Annotated in this window: 10 protein-coding genes and 1 tRNA gene; 6 read left to right on the forward strand and 5 right to left on the reverse strand. The window is 68.9% G+C overall.

The features are described 5' to 3' along the window. Positions 1 to 810, forward strand: a complete 810-nt coding sequence (gene xdhC / locus ACIBG6_RS36720) for a xanthine dehydrogenase accessory protein XdhC (RefSeq protein WP_399227097.1) — start codon at positions 1 to 3, stop codon at positions 808 to 810. 570 nt (positions 811 to 1,380) lie between these two features. Here xdhC and ACIBG6_RS36725 read toward each other — a convergent pair. Together ACIBG6_RS36725 and ACIBG6_RS36730 are read right to left on the reverse strand one after the other, a co-directional pair. Next, positions 1,381 to 3,096, reverse strand: a complete 1,716-nt coding sequence (locus tag ACIBG6_RS36725) for an ABC transporter ATP-binding protein (protein ID WP_399227123.1) — start codon at positions 3,094 to 3,096, stop codon at positions 1,381 to 1,383. A gap of 459 nt (positions 3,097 to 3,555) precedes the next feature. Beyond that, complete coding sequence (locus tag ACIBG6_RS36730; RefSeq protein WP_399227098.1) at positions 3,556 to 4,722, reverse strand: DNA gyrase subunit B; 1,167 nt, start codon at positions 4,720 to 4,722, stop codon at positions 3,556 to 3,558. 2,046 nt (positions 4,723 to 6,768) lie between these two features. On the opposite strand from ACIBG6_RS36730, the gene ACIBG6_RS36735 reads away from it, so the two are divergent. The 5 genes from ACIBG6_RS36735 to tpg all read left to right on the forward strand — a co-directional run bounded on the left by ACIBG6_RS36735 (position 6,769) and on the right by tpg (position 15,929). Next, positions 6,769 to 8,598, forward strand: a complete 1,830-nt coding sequence (locus ACIBG6_RS36735; protein ID WP_399227099.1) for an ATP-dependent nuclease — start codon at positions 6,769 to 6,771, stop codon at positions 8,596 to 8,598. A 271-nt stretch (positions 8,599 to 8,869) separates the two neighbouring features. Beyond that, on the forward strand, positions 8,870 to 10,069 hold the full coding sequence (locus tag ACIBG6_RS36740; RefSeq protein ID WP_399227100.1) for an exonuclease SbcCD subunit D: 1,200 nt from the start codon (positions 8,870 to 8,872) through the stop codon (positions 10,067 to 10,069). 1 nt (position 10,070) lies between these two features. Then, entirely contained in the window at positions 10,071 to 13,079 is a 3,009-nt protein-coding gene (locus tag ACIBG6_RS36745; protein WP_399227101.1) for an AAA family ATPase, read from the forward strand. A 144-nt stretch (positions 13,080 to 13,223) separates the two neighbouring features. Then, positions 13,224 to 15,368 (forward strand): telomere-associated protein Tap, encoded by a 2,145-nt coding sequence (gene tap / locus ACIBG6_RS36750; protein ID WP_399227102.1) that lies wholly within the window; start codon positions 13,224 to 13,226, stop codon positions 15,366 to 15,368. A gap of 3 nt (positions 15,369 to 15,371) precedes the next feature. Next, on the forward strand, positions 15,372 to 15,929 hold the full coding sequence (tpg, locus tag ACIBG6_RS36755; RefSeq protein ID WP_399227103.1) for a telomere-protecting terminal protein Tpg: 558 nt from the start codon (positions 15,372 to 15,374) through the stop codon (positions 15,927 to 15,929). A 69-nt stretch (positions 15,930 to 15,998) separates the two neighbouring features. Here the strand turns inward: tpg and ACIBG6_RS36760 are convergent. The 3 genes from ACIBG6_RS36760 to ACIBG6_RS36770 all read right to left on the reverse strand — a co-directional run bounded on the left by ACIBG6_RS36760 (position 15,999) and on the right by ACIBG6_RS36770 (position 16,961). Further along, positions 15,999 to 16,072, reverse strand: a tRNA-Met gene (locus ACIBG6_RS36760). Positions 16,073 to 16,498: 426 nt separating this feature from the next. Continuing rightward, positions 16,499 to 16,672, reverse strand: a complete 174-nt coding sequence (locus ACIBG6_RS36765) for a hypothetical protein (protein ID WP_399227104.1) — start codon at positions 16,670 to 16,672, stop codon at positions 16,499 to 16,501. Between the two features lie 4 nt (positions 16,673 to 16,676). Then, entirely contained in the window at positions 16,677 to 16,961 is a 285-nt protein-coding gene (locus ACIBG6_RS36770) for a hypothetical protein (RefSeq protein ID WP_399227105.1), read from the reverse strand. Positions 16,962 to 17,047 lie beyond the last annotated feature (86 nt).

Consider the following 17,047-nt stretch of genomic DNA (forward strand, 5'->3'; position numbering starts at 1 on the left):
ATGACGTGGGTCGCCGCGGTCGCGCGGTTGCGGGCACGCCGGGAGTCCGGCGTGCTGGTGACCGTCGCGACCGTGCGCGGCCACGCCCCGCGCGACGCCGGTGCGAAACTCGTCGTCGGACAGACCGAGACCTGGGGCTCGATCGGTGGCGGAAATGTCGAGGCCGTCGCGATCGACCGGGCCCGGGAGATGATCGCCACGGCCGGGCCACAACCGGAACTGATCGACTTCGCGCTGAACGACAAGGTGGTCAACCGGCACGGCGTGCAGTGCTGCGGCGGGACGGTCCTGGTGCTACTCGAACCGCTGCCGGTGGTACAGGCGGTGGCGATCTTCGGCGTCGGGCATGTCGGGCTGGAACTGGCGCGCATCCTGGCACGCCAGGACCTCGACCTCCATCTGATCGACACCCGCGCCGGCATGCTCACCAAGGACCGGCTCGACGTGCTGGCCGACGCGGTGGCGCAGGTACGCGTGCATCACACACCGCTGCTGCCCGAGGAGGTGCTGGAGGAGCTGCCGCACGGCACCCACGTCCTGATCATGACCCATGACCACGCCGAGGACGCCGCCCTGTGCGACGCCGCTCTGCGCACGTCCCGTCTCGGCACGGTCGGGCTGATCGGCTCAGCGGCCAAGTGGGTGCGGTTCCGCAAGCGCCTGGTCACCGAGGGCGGTCACGACGACGCCACCATCGACCGGATCAAGACGCCGATCGGGCTGGGCGACATCACCAGCAAGGAACCCGCGACGATCGCCGTGAGCGTCGCCGCCGATCTGCTGCGCACCTTCGAAGCCGAGGGGGACTGACGGCAGGAGGAGAGGGGCGGTGCCGGGCGTCGCGAGCCCGGTCTGCTCGGCGCGCCACCCGCCAGTCTCTTGGTCCCCCTCCTTGGGCTCGGAGCCCGGCGGGGCGGCCCGCGCGACGAGTGCGGAGACGGAGCGTTCCGCTGGCTCGCCGATCAGTTCGGGGTACACGAAGAATCCCCTCTCCTCCGCCGGCGTCGCCTCGTCGGCGGTCAGCGGGCTGGCCAGGGCCCAGCTGGCGCAGCGGACTCCGGTGATCTGCCAGCAGACCCCCAGTCCCGCCCCGCCCCCGCGATCGCGAAGATGCGATCGGCGAGTGGACGGCTCACGTGCAGATCGGGGGCCGGGGCACGATGCCCGGCCACCGGCGCGCCCTGTACCCACGCGACGCCGAGGATCAGGCAGTGCTGCACCCGTCCACCCGCAACCGGTTCGGCTTCCCGTACGCCGGCCTCGACCGCCCGTGGGCCGGCCGTACGGTACTCCGCCACTCGGGGCAGCCACGCGCCCTCGAGCCCTTCCAGCCTCAAAGCCCCGCGCGAACCGGGTGCCGCGAGGGGCGGCTCGTAGCGGTCACTTGTCGGCCGTGGCCAGGAATTGGGTGGCGGCGAGCTCGGCGTACAGCGGGTCGGCGGCGATGAGTTCGCGGTGCGTGCCCACGGCCCGTACGCGGCCTGCGTCCATGACGACGATGCGGTCCGCCATGGTGACCGTGGACAGCCGGTGGGCGACCACCATCACGGTCGTGGTGCGGGCCACATCGGCCACGGTGTCGCGCAGCGCGGCCTCGTTGACGGCGTCGAGCTGGCTCGTGGCCTCGTCGAGCAGGAGCAGCCGGGGGCGGCGCAGCAGCGCGCGGGCGATGGCGACGCGCTGACGCTCGCCGCCGGACAGCTTCGTGCCGCGGTGGCCCACGAGTGTGTCCAGGCCCTTGGGGAGCCGCTCGACGAGACCGTCGAGCCGAGTGGTCCCCAGCACCCTCAGTACGTCGTCCTCGCCGGCGCCGGGGTTGCCGAGCAGCAGGTTGTCGCGCAGGGTGCCGGAGAGGACGGGCGCGTCCTGTTCGACGTACCCGATCGCGGAACGGAGCTGGGGTATCTCCCAGGCGTTCAGGTCGCGGCCGTCAAGGGTGATCCGTCCGGCCTCCGGGTCGTAGAACCGCTCGATGAGCGAGAAGACGGTTGTCTTGCCCGCACCGGACGGACCGACGAAGGCCGTCATGCCTCGCTGCGGTACGGAGAAGGTCACGCCGTGGTGGACATGCGGCAGATCGTCCGAGTACCGGAACCTGACGTCCTCGAAGGCCAGCGCGGCGGGTTCGGCACCGGGTGCGGGCAGTGGCGCGGGCGCGGCGGGCGGCTCGGCCGGCAACTGCAGAGCCTCGGCGATACGGGCCAGGGCGCCGGCTCCGGCCTGGTACTGGGTGACGGCGCCGACGACCTGCTGGATCGGCGACATCAGATAGAAGACGTACAGCAGGAAGGCGACCAGCGTTCCCACGTCGATCGCGCCGGTGGCGACCCGGGCGCCGCCGACCGCGAGCACGGTGATGAACGCGATCTGCAGGGAAAGGCCGGCCGTGTTACCGGCCAGCGCGGACCACTTGGCGGCTCGAAGGCTCTGCCGCCAGGACTCCTCGGCCGCCGCGTGCACGGCCTGCTCCTCACGGTGCTCGGCGCCGGACGCCTTGACGGTGCGCAGTGCGCCCAGGACGCGTTCCAGCGACGCCCCCATCGCCCCGACGGCGTCCTGTGCCTGCCTGCTGGCCTTGTTGATACGGGGCACGAAGACACCGATCACCGTTCCCGCGACCACCACGACGCCGAGCGTGACCGCCAACAGGACCGGGTCGACCACACCCATCATCACCAGCGTCGCGACGAGGGTCAGCCCCCCGGTGCCGAGACCCACCAGGGAGTCGGTGGTGACCTCGCGCAGCAGGGTCGTGTCCGAGGTGACCCGGGCCATCAGATCGCCGGGTTCACTGCGGTCCACGGCCGCGATGCGAAGTCGCAGCAGATACGACGACAGGGTGCGCCGCGCGCCGAGGACGACCGACTCCGCGGTGCGCTGCAGGACGTACCCGCCGAGCGCGCCGATCCCCGCGTTGGCGACGACCAGAGCCGACATCAGCAGCAGGGCCCCGGCGATCGGACGGTCGTCGGAGAGCGCGTCGATGAGGAACTTGGCCACCAGTGGCAGCGCGAGCCCGGTGGCTCCGGTGACCAGCGACAGCACCGCCCCGAGGAGCAGCGTCCAGCGGTGCGGACGGACGTAGCCCAGGAGCATGCGCCAGGCGGGCGTGGCGGTTTCGGTCGGCTCATCGCTCGCGGGCCGGTCCAGCGGTGCGGGCTCGGCGGGTGGGGCGGACTCTGCGGTGGTGGCCACGCGTGCTCCTCGTCGTCGTACTGTGCCGGGTGGGGGCCGGGGTCCGCCCGGGCGGGAGGAGGCATCAATGTACGTCCGAGCCGGGAGGGTACGGGCCGTGGTGTGAACCTCCAGGAAGCCAGACGCGGTGAGAGGCCCTGCGGTTGAGGAGGGCAGCCGTGTCAGCGCGCCCGCTCACTCCCACCACAGCCGGCCGTCGTCCGATGCGTCCAGGGCGGCTCGCTCGGCTCCGAGCTGGTAGCCGTTCTCCCTGGTCCAGATCAGCGGCGGCCAGTTGTCGGCGGAAGTACCTCACCCCGCACGGCTCGGTCACTTTCCGGCAGCGGTCAGTCGACGAGCACGCCGGGTTGAGAATGCCCCTCAGTCCTGGCGGGCGCCCTGGACGACCCGGCCGACGATGGCCGCGGCCTGCTCTGGGTGCCTCTCCAGCCATGTGCCGAGGTGTTCCTGTACGGCTTCGGCGACGCCGGCGCGTACTGCAGCGCCATCCAGCATGCCGCGCGTGGAGCCCGAGAACTCGGGCCGGTCCAGCTTCACCGACACGACCGCCGTCAGCCCGTCGCCGATCTGGTCGCCGCTGAGATCGGGGGCCGCCTCCGCCGCGAGCCGCCGCTCCCGCACATGCGCGTTCACTGCGGCCGCCACCCCGTCGCGGAATCCTGCCGTGTGCGTGCCGCCGTAGGGGGTGGGCTCGCTGTTGGCGTAGCTCCGTAGCCGCTCTCCGTGGGAGCCACGCCACCGCATAGCCACCTCGACCATCCCGGCGAGCCGAGAGTCCTCCCGCTCGAAGCCGATGACGTCCGGGTGAACGGATGCTCCCGCCTGCGCGTCGAGGAAGGCGACGAAGTCCCGCGCACCGCCCGGGAACCGGCACCGCACCGATCGGGATCCGCCCGAGGGGCGTTCGTCGGTCAGCGAGATGTCCAGGCCCCGGTTGAGGAAGGCCAATTCCCTGAAGCGCTCGGCCAGCACGTCGAAGGAGCACTCCGTCGTCTCGAAGATGTCAGTGTCGGGCCAGAAGGCGATGGTGGTACCGCTTCTGGTCGTCGGTCCTGCGCTGGTGGGTGGGGTGAGCGCGACGCCGCGCGCGTACTCCTGGACCCAGTGGACCCCCTCGCGCCGCACGTCGGCCGTCAGGCGGGTCGACAGGGCGTTGGTGACGCAGGGCCCGACGCCGAAGAGGCTCATGGCTACAGCGTGGCGGCCGCCTGGCTCCGCCCCGGGGTGCATGTGGGTCAGTAGGGCTTCAAGGCTGGGATCGCCGGTGTCCCCCGCGGCCTTGACCGGGACCCCCGGCCCGTCGTCGGCGACATGTATGCCGCCGTCGGGCGTGAGGGTGACGCCGACGGCGCTGGCACCGCCGGCCAGGACTTCGTTCACGGCCCGGCCGACGACATCGAACACCATCTGGTGCAGGCCGCGCCAGCCGGTCGAGCCGATGTACATTCCGGGCCGTCTCCGAATGGCTTCCGGTCCCTCCAGCACCTGGATGTGGCTGGCGTCGTAAGGGTTGGCGGCGTCACTCATAAAGTCCCCCAATGGTGTCTCCAGCGGAACTCTCAGACTAGGCGGATCCAGGGAAAATGCCAGGTCAAACCCTATTCGTTGAGGGCGTGGGTGGGCGGGTGAGCGCTTGCTCGGAGGAGGCCGGCCCAGGGAGCGGGTACCAGCGCCCCATACATCTGGGGTGACCTCGTCACTGCCTGGTCCAACTGCGACCAGAACCTCATCGACGAGACCTGGGGCGACGTCATCAGCGACCTCGACTCCGACTACGCCGCCCACGTTTCCGGCATCGACATCCGCGCCTGACCCCAGCCGCACATCAGGGCGACCGGTACACGTACCGGTCCCATACGCAGGCCTCGACCCCTCGTGGTGAGCGGGGTCGGCCGCCCCGTGGCGAGTGGCCGTCCTGTGTGGCTCACAGGCCGTTTCCTCTGGTGGACGTGCATGCTGTGAGGGCGTGAGGGACTGTCCGGGTGGCCCCCCCACCGGCTCGCACTGTCCATCGCGTTGAAGGCAGGCCCGCCCGAGGACTTCAGAAGCGGCCTCGGACCTTGCTGACGCTCATGCTGTCCCGCCTCCCGCCTCCCGCCTCCCGCCTGTTGGGTATGCGTAGCACCGTGTGCTGCGGGGGCAGCAGGGGAGCTGTCGGCGAGAGGTTCGAATGTGGAGTGATGAACCATGGCGGTCAGCTCTCTGCCCCATATCCAGCCCAGAGCATAGCGAGGGGAAGGGGCCGTGGAAGAACAGCTGTCCTTCTGCCCATGTCACGGAGATGGGGTGCCTGACCGGGTGCGGCAGTGCCCCGACATCATCCAACGCGCCATCACCGTCCGCTACGTGTGGGACGACCTCGTCACCGTCTGGGCCACTCGCAACCAGAACCTCATCGACGAGATCTGGGACGACGTCATCAGCGACCTCGACCTTCAGCATCGACATCGGAGCCTGACCTCGGCCGCACATCCCCACGGGATCGGTACATGTACCGGTCCCGTACGCATGCCCCCTCGTGGTGAGTGCCGCCTTGTGTGGCTCACAGGCCGTTTTCCCTCGTAGGAGGCCTGCTGTGAGGCTGTGAGGGAAGGCGAGCCGTGGCGGCTCTGCGGCCCCTGGCTGACGTCGAGCAGGGGCGGGAGAACTACCTGGAGTAGGTCACGGCCAACCGACCCGTACGTCGCTTCCAAGACGCTCATTCTCTGTCCCGCAGCCTCAATACCGGGTCGTCCGCCTCCTCCCGCGCATACAGACGCCCGCCAGGTGACCGTGCGACGGGCCTCGATTCAACGGCGTGGGGGCGCAGAGGCACCTTCGATTCAACGGATCCATGGAGTGCCCAGAACGCCAGGCGTTCTGGGCACTCCATGTGTCGTGGTGCTCTGCCCTGCTTCCTGGTGAGGCTGAATGATGACGAGGAGCGGGGCACGAGGCTGATGGACGTGTCGAGGTCTTGGCCCTGATGTCCCGTCCGAAGCTCCGCAGTCCCGTCGCCGCGTTGTGTGTAGCGCCGGTGTCGTCGGAGGGCTCCTTCACCAACGGCACCTGGAGACCCGCAGGCGGGGTAGGTGTCGTGCCACTCGACTCGTGGATGTAGCGCTGCTCGGCATCACAGGCCTTGAGTAGGGCGTGCAGTACCTCGGTGGTGGGGGCCTTGGTTGCACCGGCGGCGTTCAGGCCGGGGGAGATCGCCTCCGCCGGAGACGGGCCGGCGCGAGTCCGACGCGGCTGGTACCGGCTCGCGGCCGAATGAGGGAGGGGAGGGGGTTCCAGCGTGGCCGAGTGCCGAGTGCGGCAGTCGAATCCAAGCCGACGGGATACCTCGATAGATGTCGATCTGGTGTGCGAAGGAGGGGTCGTGTTTTCCTGCCTCGCTGAGGGGAGGCGGTTCCCGCGGCGGCACCCCGAAAAGCTACCGGCTAGTTCAACTGGCGCAAAACATCATGCAGTTGTTCAACAGCACTTAATATGACGGCCTGTGCCAGCGGCACAGGCCACATCAGCCTCCGCGCTTGCCGCACGCCACGCCTCTGTCCGCTCTGGACGGGGAGATACGGAGCAACTCCTCCCGTGTATCTCGACAGTTACTCCGCGCGCGGTTTCCGCTCCCTGGCCCACGTCGTAGACATCCCGGTCAGCCGTCCCACCGTTCTGGCTGGCCGTAACGACGGCGGCAAGAGCGCGGTGCTGACCGCTCTGGCCTTCCTCCTGGGTGCCCACCGCTTGACCGACGAGGACCGCACCTACGTGCAGGACGAGGAGGGCTCCAAGGGGCAGCGGTGCGCCGAAACCTGGGTGGAGGGCCAGTTCCGGCTGGATGCCGAGGAACAGGCCCGCAGTGGGCTTGGCGAGCATGTGCGTATCCGGCGGCGCTCGCGACTGGGGGAGGCAACCTGCCTGGAGTATTTCGGCAGCCAGCCTGCCGACTCGCGGTTGCGTGACCTGAACCGGCTGCTCAAGCCGGCCCTGACTGCGCTCGTTGTCGAGTACGGCCTGTCCCCGGCAGGAAACCTCAAAGAGGACCTGCTGGCAGAACTGACGGCACACGCCAGGACCCTTCCTCAGGACCAGGGATGGCAGCTGCTGCCCAAAGCGCTCGAGGAACGACTCCCGCGGCTTTTGTCGTTCGGCGGGAAGCACGAGAGCCCTGACGACGCCGTGCGCACCGCTCTGAACAGTAGCTACAAGACGCACCTGGAGGACGAGACCCTCCAGGGCCGCGTCCGCGAGATCGAGGGAGAGATCAACCAACGGCTGGAGAAGGAAGCCGATTCCCTCTGCCGCCACATCCGCCAGCACTGCGCCGAGTACGTCAACGTCAACGTCAAGCCCATGGTCTCCTTCAGCGGAGGATTCAAAGGCGCCCCGCTTCACGTCTCAAGGGCCGACGGCGAACCCGTCGACCTGACACGTGCTGGCCAGGGAAGCACCCGCCGCATCGCCCTGGCGGTGTGGGAGTGGACCAGCGACCTCCTGGAGAACGCCGAACTGGCCTCGTCAGGAGAACCCGCAACCGCCCAGCCCACGCAGACCATCGTCGTCTACGACGAGCCCGACACCCATCTCGACTACCGCCATCAGCGCACCGTCATGGACATCGTCCGCAAGCAATGCGCACTGCCGCACGTGAACGTCATGGTCGCCACCCACTCGATGAACCTCATCGACGGCGTCGACATCGCCGACGTGGTCCACCTGAGCCTCGGACCCGGCGGACGCACCGTCGTCGAACGACTCAAGGACGACCAGCACGACGGAATCGACTTCCACCTCGGCCAGATCGCGGCATCACTGGGCCTGCGTAACTCCGTCCTGCTCCATGAACGCTGCTTCCTCGCCGTCGAGGGCGACACAGAACAAAAGAGCCTTCCCCTGCTGTTCCGTCTGGCCCAGAACATGTCGCTCCAGGCGGCCGGCATCGCCCTGTGGGGCTGCGAGAACAACGAGGGCGCCCTCCACCTGGCCAGCTACCTCGTCAAGCACCAGCGCACGGTCATGCTGATGGTCGATGCCGACAGCCGCACCAACAAACTCTTCAAAGACGAACGCCTCCGACGAGCCGGCCTCGACCTCACACAGCAGGTGTCCTACGTCGGAGAAGCCGACGGCTACAACGAGCTCGAAGAACTCTTCACCGACAAGCAGTGGGCCACTGCTGCCAACACCCTGTGGCCCCGACCGGCCCCCCAGACCTGGCACCCCGACGACTTCACGGCGCACCGCGACGGCAAGAAGTTCAGCGCCCGCATCCTCGACATGATCAAGAATGACGCGGAAGGCAACAGCCCCAACGGCAAACCCGCCATGGTCTACGGGCTGGCCAGCACCCTCACCACCCCCGAGGACGTGCCCCGTCAGCTGCGGGAGATCTTCACCCACCTACAAGAACTCACTCACTGACCAGGCGCCGACCGCTGCGCCCGGCGCAAACGCATGCGCTCTTTGCGCTGCTCGTCGGTCGGCGACTCCCATGCATGCCAGCCGACCGACTCCACCCATTGACGGGCATGGATCCGGGCGTCGATCCCGCACCACCTGCACCCGCCTGGCGAGGGAACGCAGCCAGCACGAGCAGACCTTGGAGAGGGCATCTCTCCTCCTTCCCACGCCTCTCATCTTCCCTTCCGGCACTGACAATCACACTGAGTGACGAAGCTCGAGGTCTACGCGCATGAGGCTCCTCCACACGTCCGACTGGCACCTGGGCCGCCGGTTCCATTCAGAAGACCTGGTACCCGCCCAGCGGCTCTTTCTCGACCACCTCGTCGACACCGCCCGGACCGAGAACGTCGACGCCGTCCTGGTAGCCGGCGACATCTACGACCGGGCCATCCCCAGCCTCGACGCCGTACGCCTGTTCAACCACGCCTTGCACCAGCTCGCGGACCTGGACGTGCCGATCGTCATGATCAGCGGGAACCATGACTCCGCGCACCGCCTCGGTGTCGCATCCGGTCTCCTGGCACGCACTGGAATCCACCTGCGGACCGACCCGGCCACCTGCGACACCCCCGTCCTCCTCGAAGACGCCGACGGCCCCGTTGCCGTATACGGCATCCCCTACCTCGAGCCGTCGATGGTCCGCACGGTTCTGGAAGCAGAAGCCGTTTCCCACCGCGCCGTGCTGACCGCAGCGCTGGACCGCATCCGCGCCGACCTCACCAGCAACCAGCCGACCGGCACCCGCTCAGTGATCCTCGCCCACGCTTTCGTCACCCCTGGCACCGGACAGCCGGAAGAACGCGACAGGACCGAAGAATCCATCAGCGAACGCGACATCACCGTGGGCGGCGTCGCCCATGTAGGCGCCGACATCTTCGACGGAATCGACTACGTGGCCCTCGGCCACCTCCACGGCGCCCAGCGCGTCACCGACCGCATCCACTACAGCGGCTCACCCCTGGCCTACTCCTTCTCCGAAGCCCGCCACACCAAATCGATCACCCTGGTCGACTTCACCCCACAGGACGCACCTGCCCTCACCCGCCGGCCCTGCCCCGTCCCACGCCGCCTCGAACGTGTCACCGGCTTCATGGACGACCTCCTGACCAGCCCCGCATACGAGCCCCTGAAGGACGCCTGGCTCGAGATCACCCTCACCGACACGGCCCTGCCCTTCGAGGCCATGGCCCGCCTGCGCCGCCGCTTCCCTCACACCGCCGACCTCAAGCACCGGCCCGCTCACATCCCCGCACAGGCCACGAACACCGCCACCTACAGCGACCGCATCCGCGGCCGCAGCGACCTCGACATCACCACCGACTTCATCAACAGCATGCGCGGCACCGACCCCACCCCGGACGAACACGCACTACTCCAGCAAGCCGTCGAAGCCTCCCGCCTGAACGAGCAGCAGAAGGAAACCGTCTGACATGCGCCTGCACCACCTGCGCCTGCAGGCCTTCGGCCCCTTCGCCGGCACCCACACCATCGACTTCAACGCCCTGTCCGCCGACGGACTGTTCCTCCTGCACGGCGACACCGGAGCCGGCAAAAGCACCGTCTTCGCCGCCATCTGCTTCGCCCTCTACGGCAAACCGCCCGGCGACCGCGACCTGCTGCTGCGCAGCCACCACGCTCCGGCCGGGCTCCTGACCGAAGTCACTCTGGAAATCACTCTCGCCGGCCGGCGCCTGCGCATCCACCGGATCCCGGCCCAGACACGCCTGAAGCTCTCCGGCAAAGGCGAGACCCCTCAGAAGCCTGAGACCCGACTCGAGGAATGGGCCGGCGACGCCGACGGGCAGGGCCGCTGGGAGCCCTCCAGCAAGTCCCACCAAGAGGCCACCGCCGAGATCACCGGTCTCCTGGGCATGAGCCGCGAGCAGTTCTGCCAGGTCGTCCTGCTGCCCCAGAACGAATTCACCAAGTTCCTCCACTCCGATGCCCACGGCCGACGAGACCTCCTCGGCAAACTGTTCCGCACCCATCGCTTCTCCTTCATCGAACGCTGGCTGAACGAACACAGCCGCACCACCGAGAAGAACCGCGACGAGGCCCGAGGCGACGTACTGCGCCTGATCGAGCGGATCCACCAGGCCGCCGGCCCCGACCTGAAAGCCGAACATCCCGCACCCAGCCCCGACGACCCGCACACCCTGACCATGCACGCACACGCCTGGGCCAAGGACCTTGCCCGCGCCGGCCAGGCAGAGCACGAAAACACTCTCCGAGCAGCCGCTGCTGCCAAGGACAACCAGATCAAGCAGCAGTCTCTCGAACGTGCGGCCCGAGACCTCCACCAACAGCAGGCCACCCACTCACACGCCACACAGCAGCTCGCCCTGCTCCAGGAACAGGCTCCTCACCAGCAGACCCTGCTCCATCGCCGGGACCAGGCCCGTCGTGCTCAACAGGTGGCCCCCTTGCTGCACGCCGCCGACACCGCCGCCAACGATCACAGCCAGGCCCAGGAAACTGAACGCGCCGCCCGCACATGCCTGAAGCCCGAGCACACCGACCTGGACGCCGGACAACTGCAATCCGCCGAGCAGCAAGCTCGTGACGAAGCCGCCGTTCTCAGAGCCCTCGTCCCGCAAGAAGACACCCTCCGCCGCCTGGCCGAGGACCTGGAGCGCATCGACGTCGAACGGCAGGACTTCGCCGCTGAGCAGCGGGCAGCCGACGAGTGGCTCGAAGCCGAACCCGACCGCCGCCGCCACCTTGAGGCCCGCCGAGAAGCCGCCCGCCAGGCCGAGTCAGACAGCAGCAGCCACCGGGACGCACTGAACGCGCTCAACGTCCGCCTCGAAGCCGCCGAGCGTCGCGACGCGCACCGCGCCAAGATCGTCCACGCTGAACAGAACCTGGCAGGCACCGAGGAAGCCACCGACCAGACCGGCCAGGCCTACCTCGCCATCCGCCGCCAGCGCACCGAAGGCATGGCCGCCGAACTCGCCGCGACACTCACCGACGGCATCCCCTGCCCCGTCTGCGGATCATGCGCCCACCCGGCCCCCGCCGCCCCCCAGGACGGACAGCCCACCCGCCAAGACGAACAGCACGCCGAAAACCTCCACGAACAGGCCAAAGCCCGCCAACAGACCGCCTCAACCGCGCTGCAACAGCTCCGCGAACAGGCCGCCACCGCCGCCGGAGAAGCCGGCGACACCCCCCTGGCAGAGCTCCAGACCCAGCAGACCAGCATCACCACCCAGCTTGCCGACGCCCTCGACCGCGCCGCCGACCAAGGTCCCGCCCAAGAAGAACTCCACCTGCTCGACCGCACACACACGGACATGACCCAGCAGCACAGCACCGCCACCGCAGGCCTGTCCGCCCGCAACGCCAGCTACGACACCCTCACCCTGCGCATCGAGGAACTGACCACCACCCTCGAAGCAGCCCGCGGCACCCACTCCACCGTCGCCGCCCACGCCGACGACCTCAATCGCACCGCCGACCACATCAAAGAAGCCCGGGAATCCGCCCACCAGGTCACCGCCACCGGCCAGACCCTCACCCACCACACCGCCCAAGCCGCCCTCGCCGCCAAGGACAACGGCTTCGACACCCCCACACAGGCCCAGCAAGCCCTGCTGAGCGCCGACGACCTCCACACCATCGAGGCAGAGATCAACCAATGGCGCGAGGACTGCGCCGCCCACACGACAGTCCTCAACGACCCCACGCTGCAACTGGCCGCCGAACAGCCCCCAGCAGACCTCGACGCCGCCACCAACACACGAGAAGCCGCTGACGACCAGCACACCAAAGCCGCCACCCTCGCCGACGCCGCCGGCCGCCGACACGAGGCCATCACACAGCTCACCGCCGACCTCGACACCGCCGTCCAACGCCTGCAACCGCTCGAACAGGCCCACACGACCGCCCGCCACCTCGCCGAACTCATCACCGGCAACTCACCCAGCGCCCGAGTCCGCATGCAACTCGAGGCCTACGTCCTGGCCGCACGCCTCGAAGAAGTCGTCACCGCCGCCAACGTCCGCCTGCAAGTCATGTCCGAAGGCCGCTACACCCTCGTGCACTCCGACCACCAAGCCGCCCGCGGGGCACGCTCCGGCCTCGGCCTGCAAATCACCGACGCCTGGACCGGCCGCCCCCGAAAGACCGACACTCTCTCCGGCGGCGAATCCTTCTTCGCCTCCCTGTCCCTCGCCCTCGGACTGGCCGACGTCGTCAGCCAAGAAACCGGCGGCAACCCCCTGGACACCCTCTTCATCGACGAAGGCTTCGGCACCCTCGACGAAGACACCCTCCACAAGGTCCTCGACGTCCTGGACTCCCTTCGCGCCCATGACCGCACGGTTGGCGTCATCAGCCACATCCCCGAACTACGCCGCCGCATCCCCCATCGCCTCCACGTCCGCAAAGGCCCCACCGGATCCACCCTCGCCCACCTGGCCGAAGCAGCCGAATAGCCCACGCGCCCCCACCGGAAGACCACCCCGACCACATCATTTCGGGGTGTCTCGTGCTGTGCTGCACACAGCGAGGGAGCACACCCCGATCGGGTTAAAGGAAGGGATAAACGAAAGGCTAAAGAGGGTGTTAGTGTCCGGAGTATGGGGACGAGTGAGGAAGAACTGTTCGCGTCGGTCGACGCGCTGCTGGACGAAGGGCCGCAGCTCCCGCTTCCCGCAGAGCGGGCCCGGCTCCGCGAAGCCGCCGGCATCACCCAGGCGCGTCTAGCGGCCGCACTGAAGACGTCGACGCAGAGCGTCAAAAACTGGGAGAACGGCCGTTCCGAACCCAAAGAGCCGCGCCTGTCGGCGTACCAGCGACTGTTGAACGGCTGGGCAGCCAAACACCCCACCCACGGCACCCCTCCCACCCCAGCCACGACCGCTCTACCCCAGCCCGAGGTCCCACACCGGCCCACCACCGCGGCTGCCCACCCACCGCACACCCCACAAGACGCTCACGCCGCACCGGACAACGAACAACCAGCCCCCGCAGCTTTCACGCCCAGCCGCAGCTCCGCGAGCAGGCCGACAGCAGCGGCATCTCGCCGGCCCGCCCACAAGCCCGCTATTCCCCACGTGGCCCCGCCTCCCTACCAACACGGCCCGCTCGCGGTGCTGGACGCAGACGGGACCGCGTACGGCGTCAACGGGATCGTGCTGGACTGCCCGGCCACCACGATCGTGGAGCTGGTGGAGTGGACGCTCAAGGAGTCCGGCCTCGGCGCGCCGAAGCTGCACCGCTACGGCAAGGACTCCGACCCGCTGATCGTGCTGACGGCAGCCGCGGCCGCGAAGTTCGCGCTGCCCGAACGCCTGGAGGACCGGCGCGGCCTGCGTCTGGCGGCAGACCACCCGGTCGTCAAGCAGGTATTGAAGGCGAAGTGGGAACTCACTCAGCGCGGGTTCGGCCCCTGGGCCCGGATCTACCGCAAGACCCAGGGCCGCGACCGGCAGTGCGTCCAGCTCGCGATCCTGCCCTGGGACGCCCTGGACTCCCGCTCCTGGCCCGGCGTCAACGAAGCAGAGATGCACCCGGCCGACATCGCCCGCGTCCTCGGCATCTACGCCCAGCGAGTCATCACCCCGCGCGGCTCCACCGCCGTCTCCGGCCTGGAGCTGATGACAGCGCTGCGCCCGCCGACCCGACCGGTACGCGACGAGGAGACCGGCAACTGGATCTCGGGCCACCACGCCGGTTCGCTGGGCACCGAGCCGGTGGCCCCGGCGCCGCCGGAGGCCCGCCCCGAGCACCCCGTGGTCGTCAGCTCCGGCTGGAAGGGCGGTTTCCTCAACGAGGAGGCCTACCAATGGGTGCGCGACGTCGACCTGCTCACCGGAGAAGAGGCAGCGCTGCCGTTCGCGGTGGGCCTGGACCTGAACACCGCGTTCCTCGCAGCCGCCGCAAGGCTGATGGTCGGCCTGTCGGAGCCCGAGCACTTCACGCGCCCGAAGTTCTACCCGAAAGTCCCCGGCTCCTGGCTGGTCGACCTCTCGCACATCGAACTGGACCCACGTCTGCCCAGCCCGTTCACGCCGGACGGCACCCGCCCGGCCGGCCCGGCCTGGTACCAGACGCACACCGTCGCCTACGCCCAGGAGCTCGGCTACAACGTCGAGATCCTGGAGGCGTACCTGCGCCGCGAGACCGGCGCGTACCTGGATCCGTGGCACGACCGGCTCAAGACCGCCTACGTCGACACCCTGGCCGACCTCGGCGTCACCAACGACCTCACCGACGCCGAGTTCCTGGCAGCTATGGAGGTCCATAAACAGGTCGACCCGGCGATGACGGCCGTCCTCGCGGCGATCAAGGGCACGGTCAAGGGCGGCATCGGCAAGCTGTTCGAAGGCCCGCAGGGCAAGGACTATCGGGACGGCGAGGAGTGGCCGGCCATGAAGCGCCCGACCTGGGCGCCCTGGATCCGCAACGCCGTCATCTCCAAGGCGCGGGTCAACATGCACCGCAAGCTGCTCAACATGGCGAAGATGACGGGCATGCTCCCACTTGCGGTGCTGTCCGACTGCGTCGTCTACCCCTCGCCGAGCCAGAGCCTGCTGGACTTCCTGCCCTACGCGGAGTCCGGCAAGCCGATCCCCGGCACTTTCCGCCTCGGGCCCACCCCGGGCCGGGCCAAGCTGGAAGGCGTCCAGAGCATGGCGTGGGCGGTCGACCTGATGGAACAGGGCTACAACCCCGCCCGGCACATCAAGGGCGGCGACGCCGTCCTCGACGAAGGGGAGTGACCCATGGGAGAGATCGACGACGCCCTGGAGCGCGCCGACCGGGAGGCGTTCACCCGCGAGCCGCCCAAGACGCTCCAGGCCCGGATCACCTACCTGCTCAAGCAGCTCGGCACCTCGGCGGCCGTCGCGGCGGAGATCGGCGTCACCGCCGACTCCGTCAACCGCTACCGCCGCGGCGCACGCAAGCACCCGCCCCAGCACATCGCCGCACGGATCGACGCCGCCGTACGGTCCCGCTGGCAGCCCCAAGTCCGCAAACGCCGCCGGAAACTCGCCGCCACCACAGGCGGGATCACGGTGGAGACCCGCGCCCGCTTCGGCTACACCGCCCCGGTCGGCACGACCGACGACGGCCGCTTCCGCCGCCTCACCGTCCACCTCCCCGCTTCGTACGCCCGCCGTCTGTTCGACGCCCGCGACCAGGGATCCAGCGACCAGGACATGCGCAAAATCATCGCCGATGGGTTCAAAGAGGTGTATTTCCAGGACGGCGGAAGCCGCGCCGCAGGGCTCTCGGATGTCGAAATCAATGACATCGACTATCTCGACGTGGATTTCTAGAAGAACGCGAAACCTCGGGCGCACGCGTGAGGCCCGGATCCTGTGGATCCGGGCCTCACGTCGTTTCAGTAGCGGGGACAGGATTTGAACCTGCGACCTCTGGGTTATGAGCCCAGCGAGCTACCGAGCTGCTCCACCCCGCGTCGGTAGGCGCAACAGTACGCCACCCACGGCACCACCCATGACCAGGCGATTCGCATCGGGACTCACGTGAACCGGACGATGTCGGCGACCGCAGCACTCCCAGGAAGGCCGTTCCTGACCGGCACCGAGGTGTACGCGGTCAGCTGGCGCGGCGGTAGACGAGGGGCCGGGACAATGCGGCCGGCTGGGCGGGCATCGGCGGGGGCGAGGTCTGGGGGCCGCGGCCTTGCCGCACGAGGAAATCCTCCAGCGCGGCCGCCCACACCGAAGACACCGCATGGGACGTTCTGGACGCCGCCGTGGCCGACCCGTGGGGCTTTCGGCCGTGGAACTCAGACGACCCCGAGGGCGAGGACGTGCTCAACTTCCGACATCATCGACCGAACTGTGTTCGGTCCGGGCTCGCTCGCGTATCGGGGACGACGTCACGCCTGGAGCGTTGTGTTCCACGCCGGGTGGCGGGGGGCCGGTACGACGGCGCCGGCCTGCTCGGCGGCAAGCGCCGGCTTGACGAACTCCCTCACGAGCGCGGCAGTCTCAGCGACCGTGACGTCCTTCGTCCACGTCGCCTTGTGCCACCAGCTCGATGCACGGCACATGCCTTCATCGGCGGGAACGGATGATGTGGCGGTCCGTCGCCGGCACGTGCATCCGGGCGAGGGCGGCGTGGTACCGGGCGGGCAGAGTGCGTCGCTTCAGGCAGACGCGGCACTCCAGCAGGTGCAGCGCGGTGCCCTCCTTGTTCTGGAGGAAGGAGGGCGCGGTGCTCTTTCCCTCGTAGGTGTTGCAGCTGTACAACACGTCGCACAGGTGGCCGGTGTACCGCTGGAAGGCGGCTCCCGCGCACGGCGGACACAGGGTGACCCGGCGGCGAAGGAACCGCGCCAAAAGGAAGGCACCGGTCGGTAGGCGCAGACCTGTTCCACCGCGGCTGACCGGACCGGCGGTGCCGCCGGTCCGGCCGAGAGATCTGA

This window comes from Streptomyces sp. NPDC050842 (assembly GCF_044456565.1).
GTDB lineage: Bacteria > Actinomycetota > Actinomycetes > Streptomycetales > Streptomycetaceae > Streptomyces.

What these genes read in the sequence shown, in the direction of transcription:
- ACIBG6_RS36740 (WP_399227100.1), top strand. Translation starts at nt 8,870, where the DNA reads ATGAGGCTCCTCCACACGTCCGACTGGCACCTGGGCCGCCGGTTCCAT.
- tpg (WP_399227103.1), top strand. Translation starts at nt 15,372, where the DNA reads ATGGGAGAGATCGACGACGCCCTGGAGCGCGCCGACCGGGAGGCGTTC.
- ACIBG6_RS36730 (WP_399227098.1), bottom strand. Translation starts at nt 4,722, where the DNA reads ATGAGTGACGCCGCCAACCCTTACGACGCCAGCCACATCCAGGTGCTG.
- ACIBG6_RS36745 (WP_399227101.1), top strand. Translation starts at nt 10,071, where the DNA reads ATGCGCCTGCACCACCTGCGCCTGCAGGCCTTCGGCCCCTTCGCCGGC.
- xdhC (WP_399227097.1), top strand. Translation starts at nt 1, where the DNA reads ATGACGTGGGTCGCCGCGGTCGCGCGGTTGCGGGCACGCCGGGAGTCC.
- ACIBG6_RS36725 (WP_399227123.1), bottom strand. Translation starts at nt 3,096, where the DNA reads ATGCTCCTGGGCTACGTCCGTCCGCACCGCTGGACGCTGCTCCTCGGG.
- ACIBG6_RS36765 (WP_399227104.1), bottom strand. Translation starts at nt 16,672, where the DNA reads ATGTGCCGTGCATCGAGCTGGTGGCACAAGGCGACGTGGACGAAGGAC.
- tap (WP_399227102.1), top strand. Translation starts at nt 13,224, where the DNA reads ATGGGGACGAGTGAGGAAGAACTGTTCGCGTCGGTCGACGCGCTGCTG.